Annotated in this window: 17 protein-coding genes; 12 read left to right on the forward strand and 5 right to left on the reverse strand. The window is 56.7% G+C overall.

Features of this window, described 5'->3' with window-relative positions; genetic code table 11:
* The first annotated feature begins 21 nt into the window (after positions 1-21).
* From F6X24_RS08900 to F6X24_RS08915, 4 genes are read left to right on the forward strand one after another with little or no spacing between them, the layout of a single operon-like run.
* On the forward strand, positions 22-1020 hold the full coding sequence (locus F6X24_RS08900; RefSeq protein WP_229725446.1) for a glycosyltransferase family 2 protein: 999 nt from the start codon (positions 22-24) through the stop codon (positions 1018-1020).
* Positions 1021-1043: 23 nt separating this feature from the next.
* Positions 1044-1928 (forward strand): formyltransferase family protein, encoded by an 885-nt coding sequence (locus F6X24_RS08905; RefSeq protein WP_151087665.1) that lies wholly within the window; start codon positions 1044-1046, stop codon positions 1926-1928.
* Positions 1929-1974: 46 nt separating this feature from the next.
* Positions 1975-3111 (forward strand): dTDP-4-amino-4,6-dideoxygalactose transaminase, encoded by a 1137-nt coding sequence (rffA, locus tag F6X24_RS08910; RefSeq protein ID WP_151087666.1) that lies wholly within the window; start codon positions 1975-1977, stop codon positions 3109-3111.
* A gap of 6 nt (positions 3112-3117) precedes the next feature.
* On the forward strand, positions 3118-4194 hold the full coding sequence (locus F6X24_RS08915) for a glycosyltransferase family 4 protein (RefSeq protein ID WP_151087667.1): 1077 nt from the start codon (positions 3118-3120) through the stop codon (positions 4192-4194).
* A gap of 7 nt (positions 4195-4201) precedes the next feature.
* Here F6X24_RS08915 and F6X24_RS08920 read toward each other — a convergent pair whose 3' ends face one another.
* Entirely contained in the window at positions 4202-5548 is a 1347-nt protein-coding gene (locus F6X24_RS08920) for a hypothetical protein (RefSeq protein WP_151087668.1), read from the reverse strand.
* Between the two features lie 18 nt (positions 5549-5566).
* The gene (locus F6X24_RS08925; RefSeq protein WP_229725448.1) at positions 5567-6847 is read right to left on the reverse strand and encodes a tol-pal system protein YbgF; all 1281 of its coding nucleotides are present in this window, start codon (positions 6845-6847) and stop codon (positions 5567-5569) included.
* A gap of 118 nt (positions 6848-6965) precedes the next feature.
* Here F6X24_RS08925 and F6X24_RS08930 point away from each other — a divergent pair, with 118 nt between their 5' ends.
* From F6X24_RS08930 to F6X24_RS19440, 7 genes are all read left to right on the forward strand, one after another.
* Positions 6966-7883, forward strand: a complete 918-nt coding sequence (locus F6X24_RS08930) for a zinc-binding metallopeptidase family protein (RefSeq protein ID WP_151087669.1) — start codon at positions 6966-6968, stop codon at positions 7881-7883.
* A gap of 88 nt (positions 7884-7971) precedes the next feature.
* Positions 7972-10206, forward strand: coding sequence for a sodium-translocating pyrophosphatase (locus F6X24_RS08935; protein WP_151087670.1), 2235 nt, complete (start codon positions 7972-7974; stop codon positions 10204-10206).
* Positions 10207-10470: 264 nt separating this feature from the next.
* A complete protein-coding gene (locus F6X24_RS08940; RefSeq protein ID WP_229725450.1) occupies positions 10471-11049 on the forward strand; it encodes a phosphoribosyltransferase in 579 nt (192 codons plus the stop codon).
* Positions 11050-11116: 67 nt separating this feature from the next.
* Entirely contained in the window at positions 11117-11740 is a 624-nt protein-coding gene (locus F6X24_RS08945) for an adenylate kinase (RefSeq protein WP_151087671.1), read from the forward strand.
* A 149-nt stretch (positions 11741-11889) separates the two neighbouring features.
* Positions 11890-12888: a GTPase ObgE gene (gene obgE, locus F6X24_RS08950; RefSeq protein ID WP_151087672.1), complete on the forward strand. Its 999-nt coding sequence runs from the start codon at positions 11890-11892 to the stop codon at positions 12886-12888.
* Between the two features lie 312 nt (positions 12889-13200).
* Positions 13201-13554: a hypothetical protein gene (locus F6X24_RS18950; protein WP_191906524.1), complete on the forward strand. Its 354-nt coding sequence runs from the start codon at positions 13201-13203 to the stop codon at positions 13552-13554.
* Between the two features lie 42 nt (positions 13555-13596).
* Positions 13597-14196, forward strand: a complete 600-nt coding sequence (locus F6X24_RS19440; RefSeq protein ID WP_394349939.1) for a DUF6252 family protein — start codon at positions 13597-13599, stop codon at positions 14194-14196.
* Between the two features lie 301 nt (positions 14197-14497).
* On the opposite strand, the gene F6X24_RS19445 is transcribed toward F6X24_RS19440, so the two are convergent.
* From F6X24_RS19445 to F6X24_RS08965, 3 genes are all read right to left on the reverse strand, one after another.
* Positions 14498-14620, reverse strand: a complete 123-nt coding sequence (locus F6X24_RS19445) for an integrase core domain-containing protein (RefSeq protein WP_191906525.1) — start codon at positions 14618-14620, stop codon at positions 14498-14500.
* A gap of 35 nt (positions 14621-14655) precedes the next feature.
* The gene (locus tag F6X24_RS08960; RefSeq protein WP_151087673.1) at positions 14656-14901 is read right to left on the reverse strand and encodes a DDE-type integrase/transposase/recombinase; all 246 of its coding nucleotides are present in this window, start codon (positions 14899-14901) and stop codon (positions 14656-14658) included.
* A gap of 740 nt (positions 14902-15641) precedes the next feature.
* A complete protein-coding gene (locus F6X24_RS08965) occupies positions 15642-15848 on the reverse strand; it encodes a transposase (RefSeq protein WP_229725452.1) in 207 nt (68 codons plus the stop codon).
* Positions 15849-16115: 267 nt separating this feature from the next.
* Here F6X24_RS08965 and F6X24_RS08970 point away from each other — a divergent pair, with 267 nt between their 5' ends.
* Positions 16116-19916, forward strand: coding sequence for a beta strand repeat-containing protein (locus F6X24_RS08970; RefSeq protein ID WP_151087675.1), 3801 nt, complete (start codon positions 16116-16118; stop codon positions 19914-19916).
* Positions 19917-19941 lie beyond the last annotated feature (25 nt).

Here is a 19941-nt window from a genome sequence, read left to right on the forward strand (position 1 = left end):
GCCTACCGTAAGTCAGGTAGTATGCAGATAAAACCAATGGACGATAATCCGGACGGAGAAATTTACTTATCCATCGTGAGTCCGGTATACAGGGCTGATAAGCTGGTAGGGGAGTTGGTGAGCCGCATAAAAGCAGCGGTGGAGCCACTGAACAGGCCCTTCGAGATTATTCTTGTTGATGACCGAAGCCCTGATAACTCGTGGGAGGCTATTGTGCAGCAGGCTCAAGACGAGCGGGTACGTGGCTTCAGGTTGTCTCGTAACTTTGGGCAGCACCGCGCCATCACCGCAGGCCTGGAGCAATGCCGCGGTCAATGGATTGTCGTGATGGACTGTGATTTGCAGGACCAGCCAGAAGAAATTCCGGCGCTTTATCAGCAGGCACAGAAGGGGTATGACTTGGTATTTGCGCGCCGGGTTGAGCGGCAGGATTCGTGGCTGAAACGGGCGGGTTCCCGTGCTTTTTACCGCGTCCTGTCTTACCTCACCGAAACCAAACAAGACCCGACTATCGCCAACTTTGGTATCTATCATCGCAAAGTGATTGATGCAGTGCTGGCCATGCGCGAAAATATCAGGTATTTCCCTACCATGGTGCGCTGGGTGGGCTTCCGGGCTGGTGGGCTGGCTGTAGCTCACGCCGAACGTCCTGAAGGCACGAGTAGCTATAACCTGCGCCGTTTGCTCAACTTGGCTCTTGACATCATTCTGGCGTATTCCGATAAGCCGTTGCGGCTGACGGTCAAGATAGGCCTCCTGATTTCGGTCAGTGCCTTTTTGATGGTCTTCCTCACCTTAGTCCGATATTTCCTGGGTTATATATGGGAGCCAGGCTACGCCAGTCTTATCATTTCTATTTGGTTTTTCGCGGGGTTACTTTTGTCAGTGTTAGGAATGGTAGGTCTTTATATCGGTAAAACGTTTGAACAAGTAAAGAATCGGCCTATTTATCTGCTTGATCAAGTGACGGCATCCGGCGCGCCGCAACCCTATACGGGCAGGATAAATATCAATTTATAGATACATGGCACTTTATTGTTTATATGAGCCCAAGCAAGGTTACACTGTATTTGATGACAGAGAAGGGATATCGGGTGCTTGAGCACATTGTGAGGCACCTCGATACTTCTTTGATTGCCCAAGTGGTAAGCGCCCGCGACAAGAATCTGGCTCGCGATTACTACGATGAAATCGTAGCCCTGTGCCACGAGGCAGGTATTGCCTGCATTAGCCGGCTGGCGGCCCGGCCGGTAGCATCTTCTCTGGCACTTGCTATTTCTTGGCGCTGGCTTATTAACGAACCAAACAGTACGCTGGTGGTGTTGCACGATAGCCTGCTACCCCGATATAGAGGGTTTGCTCCACTGGTTAACTACCTCATCAATGGCGAGCCGGAGATTGGCGTGACCGCCCTCTATGCTGACCGAGATTTTGACCGTGGTGATATAATAGCGCAGGCACGCCGGTCGGTAGTGTACCCACTAACTATCGCAACCGCTATAGAAACAGTGTCAGAGTGCTATATTGAACTAGTGTCACAGCTATGGCAAAGTATGGCAGCAGCCGGCCGCCTCGCTGCAGAGCCGCAGAAAGAGACCCTAGCCACTTACAGCCTTTGGCGCGACGACGAAGATTATCGCCTCGACTGGCAACTCGATGCTTCCCGCCTGCGTCGCACCGTGGACGCACTAGGTTGGCCTTACAAGGGTGCAGCCGTGCTATTGGACGGCGTGCTACTACGGGTGTTGCGAGTTGAAGAACTACCCGATGTAATCATCGAAAACCGCGCTCCTGGCAAGGTATTGTTTAGCGACGCACAGGGCCCGGTGGTGGTGTGTGGCCACGGGTTATTGCGCTTGCTGGAGGTGGTGACCGAGCAGGGACAGTCTGCACTGCCACTACCAAAGTTCCGAGTGCGCTTCTGCTAGTACTGCCCACCTGCCGTACCTTTGTGACCTTATTTTATTTGTTTCCATGCTGCCTGCTATTCCCTTTAACAAGCCTTACCTCTCAGGGCCCGAAACGCGCTATATTGAAGAAGCAGTACGCTCAGGAAAAATATCCGGCGATGGTCTGTTTACAAAACGCTGCCACCAGTTTTTCGAGCAGCAATTAGGCTTCCAGAAGGTCTTGCTAACCACCAGTTGCACCGATGCGCTCGAAATGGCGGCCATCTTGCTAGACTTGCAGCCTGGTGATGAGGTCATCGTACCTTCCTATACGTTTGTGAGTACCCCTAACGCATTTGTGTTGCGTGGGGCCAAGATTATGTTTGCTGATAGCACCGCACAAAATCCAAACCTAGATACGGCTTTGCTCGAAAGCCTGATAACCTCCCGTACCCGCGCCATCGTGCCAGTTCACTACGCAGGCATTGCCTGCGATATGGACACTATCCAAGAGGTAGCCAGCCGACACGGAATAGCTATAGTTGAAGACGCTGCCCAAGCCATTGATAGCTACTATAAAGGCAAGCCGCTTGGCACGCTGAGCGATTTAGCAGCTTTTTCCTTCCATGAGACTAAGAATATCATCTCGGGCGAAGGTGGAATGCTAGCCATAAACAACACGAAATATGCCCAGCGGGCTGAAATTATTCGGGAAAAAGGTACTAATCGTTCCTCTTTCTTTCGGGGTGAGGTAGATAAATACGGGTGGGTAGATATTGGTTCCAGCTTTTTGCCATCCGATATTATCGCGGCTTTTTTATGGGCTCAGCTCGAGCACTTGGATGATATTCAGACCCAACGGAAAGCTATCTGGACCCGGTATTTTAAGGCCTTCAGCGCATTGCCAGCGCAAGGAGTGGCCTTACCTGTAATACCAGCCTATGCTACTAATAATGGGCATATGTTTTACCTCGTAACCCGTAGTCTGGCAGAGCGAAGTGCTTTAATTGACCACTTAAAGCAACAGCAGATACTGCCTGTATTTCACTATTTGTCGCTGCATAAAAGCCCCTTCTATGCGGCGCAGCACGATGGCCGTGAACTCCACTGGGCCGACCATTATACCGACTGCTTAGTGCGGCTTCCGCTTTACTACGAACTCACCCCCGAGTTGCAGCAGCGCGTGATAGACGGGGTGCTCGAATTCTACGTGAAGCGGTAAGCTATAATGCGCGTCTTATTTCTCGTCCCCTATCCTACGGGCCAGGCACCTTCCCAGCGCTTCCGTTTTGAGCAGTACTTGGATAGTTTGCAGAGCCATGGCCACACGTACCGGCTGGCTCCATTTTTAAACGAGGCTACTTGGCGGATTTTGTACAAGCCGGGACAAGCAAAGCGTAAGGCATTGGGTATTCTGGCGGGCTTTGGCCGTCGGCTGGCTGTACTACTGGCCGCGCCGGCTTACGATTACGTATTTATTCACCGTGAGGCCGCACCTCTGGGACCTCCTATAGCAGAATGGCTGCTAGCCAAGGTCTTGCGTAAGCGAATTGTTTACGATTTCGACGACGCTATTTGGTTGGCTAATACTTCTGAGGCTAATCGGATAGCGGCTGGCCTTAAGTGGCACCATAAAGTGGATAGCATCTGCCACTGGGCCTATAAAAACAGCTGTGGCAATGCTTACTTAGCTGCCTACGCCCGGCAGTTTAACTCCAGTGTGGTGATAAATCCTACCACTATCGATACGGTGCATTTGCACAATCAGGTCCGTAACCAACTAGCGCCCGGGCCGCTGGTTATCGGTTGGACGGGTACGCATTCTACCCTTAAATATCTGGTGCCGCTAGTGCCCGTGTTGGCCCAATTGGAAGCGGAAGGTCTTGATTTTGAGTTTCACGTTATTTCCAACCAACCGCCTGAGTTCAGCCAGCCTCTGCGCTGCCTGCGATTCATTCCTTGGCAGAAAGCAACTGAAATCCCTGATTTACTGACTTTTCACGTGGGCCTTATGCCGCTGGAAGACGACAAGTGGGCTCAGGGGAAATGTGCTTTCAAAGCGTTGCAATACATGGCGCTGGGTATACCTGCTCTGGTATCTCCGGTAGGTATGAATACTGAGGTAGTGACCGATGGACATAATGGTTATATATGTCGCGAGCCAGCTGAGTGGCACCAGCGCTTAAGGCAGCTACTGACCGATGGCTTGCACCGGCAGCAATTGGGGCAAGCTGCCAGGATTACAATCGAACAACGGTATTCAGTGATAGCTAACACACCAAACTTTTTGGCCTTATTTTCTTGATACCTGCTTAGGCAAACTGCGGTTGTCTGGCTACAGAGGGATTTCTGGATTTCGCCGTCTCGGGCAACGTGATACTCTGCAAAATATAGAGCCCAGCCAGATAGAAAGGCATAAGTGGGATTTTATAGCGTACTAGCGTACCAAAATTGCCGCTGGAAATACCTACTGAAATAGCAAAAACCAAGCTAAAAAGAAAGCATAAATTGAGCACGGGTAAGCTGGAAATAGCTTTTAGCGTTTTAAAAAAGCCTACCCGGTAGAATATACGGATTGTAAGCACCAAAAAGTAAGTGGCTTCCAAAGCTGAAAGCGCCATTGTTATATTGCGGGATTCCCAGATAAATGGCCGGAATAAAGCTACTACTGCTGCTTGAGGAGCTAGTTTCAACATGCCACTGACAGTACCATCCTGTGCGCCAATATTATAGCCCGAGCCGTTTTCCTGCTGACTAACGCCCTGTAAAAAGTCGGCCGTCAACTTACTCTGCTCCCCAATCTTATCCAGGTTAAAGCGAGCATCAGAAGCAGTAATGGCACTCATCGCGTATGCTGCCACCGATAAGCCAACAAGTAGAAAAAAGGGCTTAGCTATCCAGCGCACAACCGGGGATTTAATACGGCCAGTGTTTTCATTAAGTATCCATAGAGCAGCTGGAGGTATAAAAGCGAGCAGAATATAAACTTTCATAGAAGCAATTACTTTCATCATCATTAGGCCGATAAGTAAGCTGCTCAGGATTTTCTTCTTCTCGATAGCTCCTCGATAGAAAGCATAAAAAAGCCATCCCAGTGCTCCGATGCACAACGAGTCTTTGAGCAGTCCAGACCCCCAGAAAAAGACGGAAGGCAGAAAAAATATTGCTATAGTAAGCTCTCTATATGTCTGTGGTCGAATTTTGGCAAATGTGATATACATAACCCACATGCCGCTGAAACTGAGCACTGCGAAACACAGGCTGGTAACAAAATAGCTATCGAAGCCAACCAAGGCGCATACAGCTGCTACCCGAATGACAAAATACTCTTTGCTATCAGGCCCAAACCAGACCATCTGGCTGGCGTAGGGCTCAATATCAGGCGTCATGTGGCCGTCAGTAGTTATCAAGTGCAGCCCGGCACTAAAAGAGTCGCCGAAGGCGTGATAAATAATGGAACCGTACTTGAAATAGTAGAGTGTGTCGCCAGAATAGATAGTATGATATAGAATGCCAAGAGCAATGGCTCCAAGAAGCTTAATAGAGAGAGCAGGAATAAAGTAGGGTTTTGTGTATCTATTTGTAACTGACGACCTGATAATAAACGCTAACGCGTAAAATACTCCTAGATAGATAGGCGTAAGAATGAAATCCTTCATTTATAAAAACTGCTATTATTAAGAATTTTTCTTCAGCCAGCTTTTAGCCTCTTTATACTGGTCCGATTTACGGTCGGCTTTGTCAGCTACGACCTGGTAATAGCGCTTGGCCGTAACGAGGTCATGCTCCCGGTCGGCCATGCGGGCAAGGTTGGCATTAGCGAAGAGGTAGAAGCCGCCGTCGGTTTCGCCATTGCTCTCAGCGAATACGATGCAGCGCTGGTAGTAGTCCTTGGCTTTGGGCAGGTCGCGGTACTTGTACTGCATGAGGTAGCCCATAAAATAAGTCGCGTAACGGCCACTGCTGGCCTCGTAGCCCGGCATGCCTACGTTGATTTTGTCAATCATATCGCGGCTCACGCGCTCACATTCACCAAAGTCGGCCTGGTCGAAGCAGAGCAAGGCGTAGAAGCGGGCGAAATAACCATTATCGGGATATTTGAGGGCCAGACCACGGGCGATGGGCATGGCTGCCGCCGTCTGATGCTCATCGTTGTGAAGGAGCTTCATCAGGAACACCTTTGCTTCGACACCAGTATAGAAAGCGGTATTAGCTACGGTGCGCAACTGGCTGAGGCCAAGCTGTTTGTTGCCTTTAGGGAAAAATAGCAACACTGGCTTGAGCAGCGGGTAATTATCCGGAATCCAGACAGCATAGTAGTTAAACAGTGCCTCGCCAAAGAGAAATTCGGGGCTCAGTCCGTTGGCCTCGCTGCTTTTCTGCAGATAGTTGAGGGCCCGCTTGCTGCTGAAGGTAGCTTTGCGCCAGTTGTGGCGCTCCGCGTTGAGGCGGGCATCGAAGCCGTTGGCAGCCGACAGGAAAAAGTAGCCTTCATAGTTGTGCGGGTCAGCCTTCACCATTTGCTCGCTGTACGTATTGGCTGTGTCCATGTAGGCGAAAAACAGCTTGTCGTACTGCGTGGAGTTGAAGTTGGTGGGCAAAATCTTCCACCAGGTGCTCAGCCCCAGCAGAAAATAGGGCATGGGGTGGTGCGGATAGCGGCGGCGCAGCGAGCGAAACTGCTTTTCCGCTTTGTCATATTTAAAATTATACAGGTTCTGCACCGCTCCATCCAGCTCCAGCTGAATATCTTTATCGAGCAGCAGCCAGCCCTTCGTATCGGCGGCGGTAGGCAGCACGTTAACGGTATCGACCGCAATGGTGCGCATCTCCGGTACCTGCCCCATGCGCAATCTGGTAGTGTCAGGCGGTGTTTTCTGCGCGTAGCTCGTCAGCACCGCACCCAACAGGCAAGTCAGCAACAGCAAACCACGTGAAAACCAGGGAAAAACAGACATACTGGCAGATGAAGCGAATAGAAGCGTTGGCCCGGCGTGGTTTAGTCGGGCTTCAGCCCAACGAAAGTACGGCAGCGGCTCTAGCTTTGGCGGTAGTATTACGTTAGACTTTTAGGATATGCAGCTTCTGAAGACCCTTTGCCAGCTGCCGGCACCTGCCGGCGAAGAGGCCAAGCTCACTACCTTTCTTCTCAACTACGTGCAAGAACATGGCCCTAGCTGGCGGCAGCCACCGCTGCTAGTGCACGACGAAAACCGCTTCCAGGACTGCCTGCTGCTAGTATTCGGGCAGCCACGAACGGCCATATTTGCTCATCTTGACAGTATTGGTTTTACCGTGCGCTACGGGCACGAACTGATACCTATTGGCGGGCCAGAAGTAAAGACGGGCTATCGGCTGGTAGGAAAAGACTCGCAAGGCGAAATAACTTGTACGTTGGTAGTTGAGGAAGAAACCGAGGCCCTGAGCTATGAGTTCAGTCGTCTTATCGAGACGGGCACCAGCCTCACCTTTGCCTGCGACTTCCGCGAAACTGATACTACCGTGCAGAGCTGCTACCTCGACAACCGCCTGGGGGTATGGGCCGCGCTACAAGTAGCCGAAACTCTGGAGCACGGCATTATCGCCTTTTCGTGCTGGGAGGAGCATGGTGGTGGCTCAGTGCCGTACCTGGCGCGGTTTATCTACGAAACCTACGGCGTGCGCCAGGCGCTAATTGCGGACATAACCTGGGTGACGCAGGGCGTAAAAGCGGGTAATGGCTGCGTTATCTCGCTGCGCGACTCGCTCATCCCGCGCCGCCGTTACGTCGAGCGCATCCGGGCTATTGCGCGGGCCGCCGGCCTAGCTCATCAGCTGGAAGTGGAGGAAACGGGTGGGTCTGATGCCAAAGACCTGCAGCGTAGTGACGTGCCCTGGGACTGGTGCTTCGTGGGCGCACCCGAAGATGAGGTGCATACGCCCGACGAGATAGTAGCTAAAGTCGACATACTGAGTATGGTAGCGCTTTATACTGAGTTGATGCGCGAATTATAGGCCAATTGCCTACATTTGCCCATCTGGGTTCATCTTCACGAGCTTAGCTTTCCTTTTCTCCCATCCTTCATTCGCTGCTTATGCCCCCATACTTTACCTGGTTCCTGCTTTAGGTATATTAGCCTTACTCTATACTTGGCTGCGCTCGGGCTGGGTGGCGCGGCAGGATGCCGGCGACGAAAAGATGACTACCATTGCCGGCTACATCGCCGATGGGGCCATCGCCTTCCTGAAGGCCGAGTACCGGGTACTGGCACTATTTGCCCTTATCGCATCCGTTTTCTTGGGTTACCTGGGCTTTACGGGGGAGCGGTCCAGCCCCATTATCATCATTGCCTTTCTGATTGGGGCCGTGTTTTCGGCTACAGCCGGCTACATCGGGATGAAAATTGCCACCAAGGCCAATGTGCGCACGGCCCAGGCGGCCCGTACTTCCCTGAGCCAGGCGTTGAAAGTCTCGTTTTCGGGTGGGTCGGTAATGGGCATGGGCGTGGCCGGACTGGCGGTGCTGGGCCTGGGCTCCCTGTTTATTGTTTTTTACCAGCTGTTTGTGGTTAGCAAGGGTGGCACGGCCAGCGGGGTCGAAATGGAAAAGGCGCTCGAAGTGCTTACCGGCTTCTCGCTGGGGGCCGAAAGCATCGCCTTGTTTGCCCGCGTGGGCGGCGGTATTTATACCAAGGCCGCCGACGTAGGGGCCGACCTCGTGGGCAAGGTAGAGGCCGGGATTCCGGAAGACGACCCGCGCAACCCGGCTACCATTGCCGATAACGTGGGCGACAACGTGGGCGATGTGGCCGGCATGGGTGCCGACTTGTTTGGCTCGTACGTGGCCACTATCCTGGCAACCATGGTGCTGGGCCGTGAGGTGCGGCTAAGCAATGCCGATGCTTTTGGTGGCCTCTCGCCGATTTTCCTGCCGATGGCGATTGCCGGGCTAGGAATCGTGGCCTCGCTCGTTGGTATACTGCTGGTGCGCGTGAAGGAAGGCGGTAGCGTGCAAGGGGCCCTCAATTTTGGCAACTATGCTTCGGTGGTGGTATCGGCCGTTTTTTCTTACTTTCTGATTGAGTGGCTGTTGCCGGCCGGTGATATCACCATTCGCGGCTTCACCTTCGATGCCATGCACGTTTTTTACGCGGTGCTGGTAGGCCTGGCGGTGGGCACGCTTATGAGCATTATTACCGAGTATTATACGGCCATGGGCAAGCGCCCGGTAATGAGTATTGTGCAGCAAAGCAGCACCGGGCACGCCACTACCGTTATCGGTGGGCTGGCCGTGGGCATGGAGAGCACGGTGCTGCCCATTCTGGTGCTGGCAGCGGGTATCGTGCTGAGCTACAAGGCCGCCGGCCTCTACGGAGTAGCTATTGCGGCGGCGGGCATGATGGCCACCACGGCCATGCAGCTGGCCATCGACGCTTTCGGCCCCATTGCCGACAATGCCGGCGGCATTGCCGAAATGAGCGAGCTGCCCAAGGAAGTACGCGAGCGCACCGATATTCTGGATGCCGTGGGCAATACTACGGCCGCCACGGGCAAAGGCTTTGCCATTGCCTCGGCGGCCCTCACGTCGCTGGCGCTGTTTGCTGCTTTTATGGGAACGGCGCACATCGATACCATCGATATCTCGAATGCTAATGTGCTGGCCGGCTTGTTTGTCGGGGCTATGATACCGTTTATTTTCTCGGCCCTGGCTATTACGGCGGTAGGGCAGGCGGCCATGGCAATGGTGCAGGAAGTACGGCGTCAGTTCCGCGAGATACCCGGCATTATGGAGGGCACGGGCCGGCCCGAGTATGAAAAGTGCGTGGCCATCAGCACGGAGGCCGCTATTCGCAAGATGGTGGCGCCAGGGGCCATTGCGCTGCTCACGCCCATTCTCATCGGCTTTTTGTTCGGGCCGGAGGTGCTGGGCGGCACGCTGGCTGGTGTCACGGTAAGCGGCGTGCTGATGGCCATGTTTCAGAGCAACGCCGGCGGCGCCTGGGACAACGCGAAGAAGTCGTTTGAGAAAGGAGTAATGGTAAATGGCAAGATGGAGTTCAAAGGCTCCGATGCCCATAAGGCTTCGGTAACCGGCGACACGGTAGGCGACCCCTTTAAGGATACCAGCGGCCCGAGCATGAACATCCTTATTAAGCTCATGAGTATCGTCTCACTGGTAATTGCTCCGCACATTGCCCGCCACGGGGGCGAGCGCAGTATGGCGCCGACGCCCATCCACGACCGGGTGGAGCTAACGCAGCCTCATGTTCGCTTCGTGCAAAATGCCGCCCCCGCTGTTGAGGCAGCTTTGCTGACAACCCTGCGGCAGCTGCGCTAAGCGTACCCCGGCTTACCTGGCGAAGCACCTGGGAAAGAACGTCCTGCTGAGCGCAGGACGTTCTTTTTAAGCGAATATCCTCCCTGAGTGCGAGGTTAAAGCAGCAGCAATATAAGCTGTTTGGCTAATATAGTAAATTATTAATACTATTAAAAATTTACTATATTGTCTTCTCTTTAAAGGCTGGGCTAATTGCCTGGTTGGACGCTGCTAAAACCGGCAATTTGCGCCGGTCGGGAAGGGGTTGTGTTGCAGCCCTTACCTTTGCAGTCCGAAACGGCCACGCTGGCCGCTCATTCCTGCATGGGTCAACCCTCTATTACGCTCCATAACAAGGCTTTCCGGCCTTATCTCTCTGCTGCTGAGATTGCCACGGCCATCGACCGGGTGGCGGCTCGCCTCAATGCGGACTACGCCGGCCGCCGGCCGCTGTTTGTAGTAGTGCTTACGGGCGGCTTCATGTTTGCCACCGACCTGCTCAAGCGCTACGCCGGCGAGTGTGAGATAGTGTTTATTCGGGTGGCTTCTTACGAAGGCACCGGCAGCACGGGGCAGGTGCAGGAGATAATGGGCCTGCGCGAAGATGTGAGTGGCCGCGACATTGTGCTGGTCGAAGATATTGTTGATACTGGCACCACGCTCAGCCACTTGCTGCCCACCCTGCAAGCCAACCACCCCGCTTCTATCGAGATTGCGGCTATGTTTTTTAAGCCCGATAGCCTGCGCTATCCGCTGAATCTGAAGTATATCGCGTTGGAGATTCCAAATGACTTCGTGGTGGGCTATGGTCTCGACTACGATGGCCTGGGGCGCAACCTGCCCGATGTGTACGTGGCCGCCTAGCGCTATTTTTCGTAGGCCACCTTATCAGTTTCCGCTCCGGCGTCCGCGCCTAACTCCAGTTTTCTCTATGCACAACATCGTCCTCTTCGGCCCACCCGGTGCGGGCAAAGGCACCCAAAGCCAGAAGCTCATTGCCAAGTACAACCTCGTTCACCTGAGTACCGGCGATTTGCTGCGCGCTCAGATTGCTGAAGGCACTGAGTTGGGCCTGAAAGCCAAAAAGCTGATGGATGAAGGCCTGCTCGTGCCCGACGAAGTAGTTATCGGCATGATTGGCAGCGCTCTGGCTACTAATACCCAGGCTTCCGGCTTCATCTTCGATGGCTTTCCGCGCACTACGGCGCAGGCCGAAAGCCTCGACCGGCTACTGGCCAGGCATCATACTACGGTGGCCTGCATGATTGCTCTCGAAGTAGGAGAGGAGGAGCTGGTGAAGCGCCTGCTGGAGCGCGGCAAGACTAGCGGCCGCCCCGACGACCAGGACGAAACCAAGATTCGCCGCCGCGTAACGGTGTACAACACCGAAACGGCGCAGGTAGCGGGCTACTACGCGGCCCAGCATAAATTTCACGCCCTCAACGGTATTGGGGAGATTGAAACGATTTTTCAGCAGATTAGCGCCCTTATCGACCAGCATAAGGCGGCGCAGGCCGAAGCGCCTGCTGCTGCTACCAACGAGGTGAAAGCCTAGGCTACCGCGAAAATACCTGCAAGAACGTCATGCTGAGCTTGCCGAAACAGCTCGCTCGCATCGTCGGGTTACTGACCCCGGCGGCGCGAGCGAGCTGCGTCGGCAAGCTCAGCATGACGTTCTATTTTACCTTATAACAGCAATAAGCCGTGGCTAACAACAACTTCATCGACTACGTCAAAATCACCTGCCGCTCGGGCAAGGGCGGCGCGGGCTCGCACCACTTTTTCCGGGCCAAGGGCCTACCCAACGGTGGCCCCGACGGCGGCGACGGCGGGCGGGGCGGCCACATCATCCTCGAAGGCAGCTCGCAGCTCTGGACGCTGCTGCACCTGCAGTACCGCAAGCACCTCTTCGCCCAGGATGGCCAAAACGGTGGCGAAAACCTGCGCTCGGGTGCGCAGGGTGAGGATATCGTGATTCAGGTGCCGCTGGGTACCGTGGCCCGCGATGCCGAAACCGGCGAAGTGAAGCTGGAGATTACCAAGGACGGTGAGCGCCGCATCCTCACGCCCGGTGGGCGCGGCGGCCTCGGCAACGACCACTTCAAAACCTCCACCAACCAGGCACCGCAATACGCGCAGCCCGGCGAGCCGGCCATCGAGGAACAGGTGATTCTGGAGCTGAAGCTGCTGGCCGACGTGGGCCTGGTTGGCTTCCCTAATGCCGGCAAAAGCACGCTGCTTTCGGTCGTGTCGGCGGCCAAGCCGAAGATTGCGGATTATGCCTTCACCACCCTGGTGCCCAACCTGGGCGTGGTGGCCTACCGTGACTATCAGTCGTTTGTGATGGCCGACATTCCGGGCATCATCGAGGGGGCGGCCGAGGGCCGGGGCCTGGGCACGCGCTTCCTGCGCCATATCGAGCGCAACTCCATGCTGCTCTTTATGATAAGCTGCGACAGCAAGGACATTGCCGCCGAATACAAGGTGCTGCTGGGCGAGCTAGAGCAGTTTAACCCCGACCTTTTGGACAAAAAGCGCCTGCTGGCTATTACCAAGTCCGACATGCTGGATGAGGAGCTGGAAGCTGATATTCTGACCTCCCTACCCGCCGACTTGCCGCCTACGGTGTTTATTTCCAGTCTGACAAACAAGAATATTCAGAAGCTGAAGGACATGATATGGGGTGCGCTGCATGAAGGGTAGCGCCAGCTAGCGGCCGTGTTCTCGTGCAACCTATGGGCGAGGCAAATGCCTCCTATGCCTGAATAATAAAACACGAATAGCTAGCCGGCTATGCTAAAAGTTGCCTTACTCAGTTCGCTTTTGCTGCCCGCAGCCGCGTTGGCCCAAACTATTACCGACCCACTTGCCCCGACCTGGAGCGTGGGAGCAGGGATAGGTAATGGCTTGGAGCTGCATGTCGCGGCCCAGCAGCAGGGCTGGCTGCTAGTGGGGCGTAGCCGCTATACGTGGTGGGGACCGGCCACCGGGCCAGGGTCGGTGCTTTTCGAAAGTATGAATACCCGCAATCGACAGCTAGAGCTAGCTGCCCTGGTCGGGTATGGCTTACCGTTGGGCCGCAGCCTGGTGTACGGAGCAGCGGGGGTGGGTTATCTCAACGGTCGGCAACTTGGCGAGTATCGGTACACAGCGCATTACAGCGGCTTACTAGGCAGTGAAACGTACTTCTATTCATATCGCAGCTACCAGGCGCTGGGCCTACCTGCAGAAGTAGGTATTCTTAGCCCCAAAAATCGAGCAGGCGGCCGCTGGGGACTTACGTTTCAAGCCAATTTCAACCCTGAGCAAACGGTGTACTGTGCATTGGTAAGCTATTGGCTAGGCGTTTCTGGCAAATCGAACCGGTAGTGATAGACATGGAAATAAAGAGTTTCACCTACTTGTAGAGTCATGATTTTACCGAAGCCTGGCACAGGTCAACGCTTGATAATAGGGAGCTTGCTACTGCTGCTCACAGGCTGCTCCCTCACAAGTAAGGAGATAGAGCCCGCGCTGCCCGTGGGCCGCATCGATGATAGTGATACGCTGGTTTACTATGCCAATGGACTACCGGTAGTAGCTAACAATCACACCGACTTGGGCACTGTCTTAGGGGGTATCTTTAGCGGTAGTAGTCACTCTCGCCCCGTAGAAGGGGAACTGAACGCTGATACCTCATGCGATATTTACGGTGCTGATGAGCCGAGTGACCGGGCAACCGGAGCAAAAGAACATCAGTTAGTGCTACATTTTCTTAATTTTAAGGGGGTAGGAACATATCAGCTAAACACCGCTTTCTCGAGCTACCAGGAGTATATTATCCCTTACCTGTCTAACCAGTTTGTATCATACAGTCTCGATAAAGCCGCGCCTGGAGAGGTGACCATTACCGCCTGGGATTCGACTACCCGACATTTGCAGGGCACTTTCCAGGTCCTGGCTATTGCTGACTCCGGAAAGCAGCAGGTAGCGTTGACGGCCGGCAGCTTCGATTTAGTAGTGGGCCCGTGAAGACTTACTTTAAAAGAGCTGGAAGCTGGTTATAGTCTTCATCTCTAGCCTCACCAGCAAGAATATCCAAAAGCTGATGGGCATAATTTGGGTTGCATTGCACAAATAGTTATTCAAATTTTCGACCAATAATACTTAATCATTTCCTGCTGAAAGTCACTTTGTGTATACGTTTTTCATTAGAGCAAATTCGAGGTTGATGTACGGGGCGTAGCGACGCGACCCTTCGCGTTTCTTCATTGAATTAGGCTGTTCTGTCGGCGAGTCGCGAAGGGTCGCGTCGCTACGCCCCGTACTCTGACTATGAAACCGCTGTAATACTGGCGTGCAGGCGCTCGTGATTATAGTAGTCAAAATAGTCGGCCACGCTGGCTTGGGCATCAGCCAAGTTGGCAAAAACGGGTCGTTCGCGGACTTCGAGCACTTCGGTTTTGAGGCGCGACCAGAGGCTCCCAAAACCTATAGCCGGTTTTCAGCCTGCGCATTATCGTAGCAATCGCCCCGGCGGCTCTGCGAGCGCAGGGCCTCGTGGTCGTGGAGTAGTTTGCGGTAGGCGTTTGCGCAGTACTGCCCGCCGCGGTCGGAGTGCACGAGCAGGGCGGGGATAGGCGGCTGGGCCCAAAAAGCGCGCTGCAAGGCGGTGGTAATCAGCTCCTCGGGTATGGTGGCCATCACGTACCAGCCCACCACCTGTTTGCTGGTCATATCCTGAAAGGCGCACAGATAAGCCCAGTTGCCGTTGGCCAGCGGTAACTACGTACTGTCACTGACCCATACTCGATTAGCTTGGGTGGGCTTAGGTTGGTTGAGCAGCCGGTTCGGCGCGCAACGCAGTCCATGGGTGGAGTCCGTCGTGCGCGGGGTAAATGCCTTGGGTTGCAGCGCATACAGGCCCCGGCGGCGCATCGCGGTGCGCAGGCGCTGAATTCGCTTGGGGTCGATGTTGAGGGCGCGCGGCAGCCTGGGTCGAGCGGCTTTCAGCGGCCAGGCGCAGGGTCTCGGCCCGGAAGGCGGCATCATAGCGTCGGCGTTTGGTACGTGGGGGGCTGTCTTTCATGACGTGCGAAAGTTAAGACCCTATTCTGTCCAGATTTACCCGACCACCTCACGATGAGGTGCTACAATTGCTCAGGACGTTGCCGATGTCATGGTCTATAATAGAGAGGCCCCACTGCCGCCCAATACGATAAACCATTAGGATATTCGATTTTTAGAATCCAGTTCTATCGTGTGCACGACCGCCTGCGCTACGACGAGCGGGTGCTCTTGTTAGGGGAAGAACGCCAAGCCCTACGCAATGCCTGACTGGATTTATTTGGAAAGTGCGATGAAGTAGGCCTCTGGCCGTACAGAAAAACGGTCGTGGCTGTTGCAGAACTCGGCGTAGTTGATTCTTCCGCCGATTCTTTCCCGCTTACCTATCCGGTTTGGGAACTCAGCTGGGCCTACAGCGGCCAAAATCGCTTGTCAGGGACACGTTGTGGAGGCAGTGGCAAGGCCACGGCGAGGTGGATGGCCTGTTGGGGGCGATACCTGAGCAGCTTTTTGAGGTTGTAGGCCACGGCCGTGAGCAGCATGGTTTTGTGTGCGCCTGCTTGACCCCGCACATTGACGCGCCGCAGGCCATAATGGTGAGCCAAATTGCCAAACACCGGCTCCAACGTGCTTTGCCGGACCCGGCGTAGGCGCTGGCCCCGGCGCCTCGCTTGGGCGAAATACCCGGCTGTCCGGCGTCTATCCCCTGCTAGGACTGGCTTTAGTCAAAAAGGGCAAAACGATTCGCCAGGTATGTTGAGGCTCTTGTAAGAACGATATCGGCCAAATTATTTTTGCCGCTCTAATCCGATTTAGTGCTAAAGCACTTTGCCCCAACACGGTTGGGTGGCTTGTTAGCGTATTTCCCTTTTTTTCTTTATTACATGTCGCATTTCTCCCCTTTGCTCCGCGTTCAGCATCCCTGCCGGGCGTATTTACTCACCCTATTGGCAAGCCCGCTGGCGTGGGCAGCCCTGCTACTGACCATGACCGGGGGGCTGCTGCGCCCGCTCGGCGCCCGCGCCCAGAGCTACACCGTCACGACCCTGGCTGGCCTGGCGAACAATCCCGGCAGAGCCGACAGGACGGGCACCAGCGCCCGGTTTGACTTTCCGCCCGGCGTGGACGGCAGCGGCAACGTGTACGTGGCCGACCAGAACAACAACCCGATTCGCAAAATCACTTTGGGCGGGACGACGGCGACCCTCAGCAGCTTGAGTCCGACGAGCGGGCCGGTGGGCACGAGCGTGACACTGACGGGCACCGGCCTGACGGGCGCCACCGGCGTAAGTTTCAACGGAACGGCGGCCGTCACCTTCGCCGTGGTGAACGCCACCACCGTGACGGCCACCGTGCCCGCCGGCGCCACCACGGGTAACGTGACGGTGACCACGGCCGGCGGCACCAGCAACGGGGTGAGCTTTACAGTGACCATGCCCGTGCCCACGCTGTCCGGCATTTCGCCGGGCAATGCCACGGTGGGCAGCTCCATTACCCTCAACGGCACCAACCTACAAGGCACTTCCCTTATCACCTTCCCCGGCACCAGTACCAATACCGTAACGTCGGGCTACACTGTGAACGCAGCCGGCACCCAGATTACGGGTGTAGTGGTGCCCGGCGGAGCCACCTCCGGCAACCTGAGCGTGACCACGCCCGGCGGCACGGCCAACTTCGCGCCCTTCAACGTGGTGCCTACCATCAGCAACGTGTCGCCGCTGACGGGCGGCCCCGGCACTACCGTGACCCTCACGGGCACAGGCCTGAGCAGCGCCTACATAGTGTTGTTTAACTACCCGGCCAGTAGCCTCACTGGCAACAACCTACAAGTAAACAGTACCGGCACCACGCTTACCTTCACGGTACCCACCAACGCCCAGAGCGGGCCGCTCACGGTAAGGCTCAACAGCGGTATGCAGGCTACCGGCAGCCAGACCTATGTGGCCGTACCCGTCATCCAGACCTTTAATGGAATATCTTCGGCCACGGCCGGCGACAGTCGCACTTTCAGTGGCATCAACTTCGACAACGCCAGCAGCCTGATTGTGGGCGGAGCGGCGGCCACCATCACGGCCAACACGGGCACCAGCATCACGTTCACGGTGCCGGCTACAGCCGTGAACCCGGCTTCGGGCGGGGCCACGGTGAGCATCACCACGCCCGGCGGCTCGACCACCACCAGCAGCCTGACCTACAACATCTATCCGCGCATCACGGGCTTCTCGCCGGCTACGGCCACGGTAGGCAGCACCGTCACGCTCACCGGCACGGGCTTCACAGTGCCCAGCCTGAACACGCTGCGGCTAGGCAACTGCAACCCGGCCGACAACCTGACGGTGCTCTCGCCCACGCAGGCCACGGCCGTGGTCTCGACCATGTCCTGCTCCGGCCCGGTGAACTACGGCGGCATCAACGGCCCCACCAGCGCTACGTTCACGGTGGCCCCGGCCATTACCTCCATCTCGCCTAGTACGGGTTCGGCAGGCACCGCAGTAGTGGTGAACGTGAGCGGCAACTACAACCTGACCAGCGGCCAGGTCAGCTTTGCCTTTAACGGCACGGCAGCCTCCGCCTTCACCCAAACCGGCCCGTACCAGTACACCGTGACCGTGCCGGCCGGGGCCAGCACCGGCCCGGTGAGCTTTACCACGCCAGGGGGCACGGCCACCGGTCCTACCTTCACGGTGCCCCTGGTTGATTTGACCGTTAGCACCGGCACTACAGCCAATCCGACGAGTATTCCGGCGGGCACCTACAACACCATCACCGTGAACAGTCCCGGCGTGGCCCAGCTCAGCGGGGCGGTGGTGGTCAACACCAGCGTGACGGTAAACGCGGGCGCCACGCTGCTCACTAACTGCCAGGGTCTGACGGGGGCGGCCAGCTTCACGGTGGCGGCCGGCGCCACACTGGGCGTGTGCGACCCGGCAGGCATCAGCAGCACGGGCAGCACGGGGGCGGTGCAAACCACGGGTACGCGCAGCTTCTCCACCGACGCTTCTTACGTGTATAACGGCACGGTGGCGCAGAGCACGGGCAACGCCTTGCCATCGCAGGTGCGCAACCTGAGCACGACCAACGCCAATACTCTTACGCTGAGTGCGCCCACCAGTGTAGCGCAGGTGCTCACGATGGGTGGGGCCGGCAACCTGGCCACGGGCAGCAACGGGCTGACGCTGCTTAGCAGCGCCAGCGGCACGGCCTTGGTGGTGAACTCGGGCTCGGGCGTGGTGACGGGCACAGGCTTTACGATGCAGCGCTACATCGACCCTAGTCTGAACGCGGCCAGCGGCTACCGCCACTACAGCGCCCCGGTGAGCAACACGACGCTAGCTGACCTGACGACCACGGGCTACACGCCCGAGATTAGCAAGGCTGTGGAGTATAACGGCAGTGCTACGCCGGGCACGACTTCGCCCTTCCCGACCTTATTTGAGTACGACCAGAGCCGCCTGGCCACAGTGACCAGCAACTACGCCCCCTTCGACATCGGCTTCAAGGTACCCCTGGGCCTGACCCAGGCCACGGGGGGCCAGATGGTAGTGGGCAAGGGCTACGTGGTGCAGATTGGCGCGGCCCAGCTCGTAGACTTTGTGGGCACTCCCACCACGGGCGACCTGAATCCGCTGGCCCTCTCGCGCAACGCGGCTGGCACAACGAATACCGCCGACGCTGGCTGGCAGCTGGTGGGCAACCCCTACCCCTCCCCCCTGGACTACTCGCTGGTAGCCCCCGCTGACCGCGCGAACCTGGATGCGGCCATGTACGTGGTGCAGAGCACGGGCCCGTATTCGGGGGGCTACCGCGCATATGTGAACGGCCAGAGCACGAGTGGCACCAACAACCCGCTCATCGCCAGCAGCCAGGGCTTCTGGGTGCGGGTGAGTACGGGCCAGACCAGCGGCTCGCTCACTTTCCGCGACGCTCAGCGCGTGACCACCTACGCCAGCCAGGCCGCCTTCCAGCGCCAGCCGGCGGATGCGCGGCCAGCGCTTCGGCTCGAGCTCAGCGGCGCGGGCCTGCGCGATGCGTGGGTGACGTACGCCGAGGCGGGGGCTAGTTCTGCCTTCGATAGTCAGTACGATGCGGGCAAGCTGCCCAACTCGACGGGGCTGAATTTGAGCAGCGCGGCGGGAGTGGATGACTTGGCCATTGACGGGCAGGGGGCCTTCACCAGCGCCACGATGCTGCCGCTGAGCGTGGGCGTACCCGCCGCAGGGGCCTATACGCTGACGGCGGCCGCGCTCAGCAACCTGCCTGCCGGGCTGGTGCCCTACCTGCGCGACGCGCAGACCGGCACGCTCACGGCCCTGAGCGCGGGCACGAACTACGCCTTTAGTGTTAGCGCGGCCCAGGCGTCGGCCCTGGTGCGGGGGCGCTTTGCCCTGGTGTTCCGCTCTTCCGTGCTGGCCAGTACGCCGGCCCTGACGGCGGCCGCAGTGCAGGTGTATCCGAACCCAGCCCACGGGCGCTTCACGGTGGAAGTGCCCGGCGTATTGGGAGCGGCGGCCGTGCAGGCCGAGCTGCGCAATGCGATAGGGCAGGTAGTAGCTCGGCGCTCGGCGGCGCTGCCCGCCAGTGGGACCACGCTGAGCATGGGCACCGAAGGCCTGGCGGCCGGGGTGTACGTGCTGCGCCTGCAGGCCGGCGGCGCCACCCTGGTCAAGCGCGTGGTGCTCGACTAACCTATTCTTTTTCATCAAGCCGGCC

It is taken from the genome of Hymenobacter baengnokdamensis, from assembly GCF_008728635.1.
GTDB lineage: Bacteria > Bacteroidota > Bacteroidia > Cytophagales > Hymenobacteraceae > Hymenobacter > Hymenobacter baengnokdamensis.

What these genes read in the sequence shown, in the direction of transcription:
- F6X24_RS18950 (WP_191906524.1), top strand. Translation starts at nt 13,201, where the DNA reads ATGAATACCCGCAATCGACAGCTAGAGCTAGCTGCCCTGGTCGGGTAT.
- F6X24_RS08960 (WP_151087673.1), bottom strand. Translation starts at nt 14,901, where the DNA reads ATGACCAGCAAACAGGTGGTGGGCTGGTACGTGATGGCCACCATACCC.
- F6X24_RS19440 (WP_394349939.1), top strand. Translation starts at nt 13,597, where the DNA reads ATGATTTTACCGAAGCCTGGCACAGGTCAACGCTTGATAATAGGGAGC.
- F6X24_RS08930 (WP_151087669.1), top strand. Translation starts at nt 6,966, where the DNA reads ATGCAGCTTCTGAAGACCCTTTGCCAGCTGCCGGCACCTGCCGGCGAA.
- F6X24_RS08970 (WP_151087675.1), top strand. Translation starts at nt 16,116, where the DNA reads ATGTCGCATTTCTCCCCTTTGCTCCGCGTTCAGCATCCCTGCCGGGCG.
- F6X24_RS08905 (WP_151087665.1), top strand. Translation starts at nt 1,044, where the DNA reads ATGAGCCCAAGCAAGGTTACACTGTATTTGATGACAGAGAAGGGATAT.
- F6X24_RS08920 (WP_151087668.1), bottom strand. Translation starts at nt 5,548, where the DNA reads ATGAAGGATTTCATTCTTACGCCTATCTATCTAGGAGTATTTTACGCG.
- F6X24_RS08915 (WP_151087667.1), top strand. Translation starts at nt 3,118, where the DNA reads ATGCGCGTCTTATTTCTCGTCCCCTATCCTACGGGCCAGGCACCTTCC.
- F6X24_RS08925 (WP_229725448.1), bottom strand. Translation starts at nt 6,847, where the DNA reads ATGTCTGTTTTTCCCTGGTTTTCACGTGGTTTGCTGTTGCTGACTTGC.
- rffA (WP_151087666.1), top strand. Translation starts at nt 1,975, where the DNA reads ATGCTGCCTGCTATTCCCTTTAACAAGCCTTACCTCTCAGGGCCCGAA.
- F6X24_RS08900 (WP_229725446.1), top strand. Translation starts at nt 22, where the DNA reads ATGCAGATAAAACCAATGGACGATAATCCGGACGGAGAAATTTACTTA.
- F6X24_RS08945 (WP_151087671.1), top strand. Translation starts at nt 11,117, where the DNA reads ATGCACAACATCGTCCTCTTCGGCCCACCCGGTGCGGGCAAAGGCACC.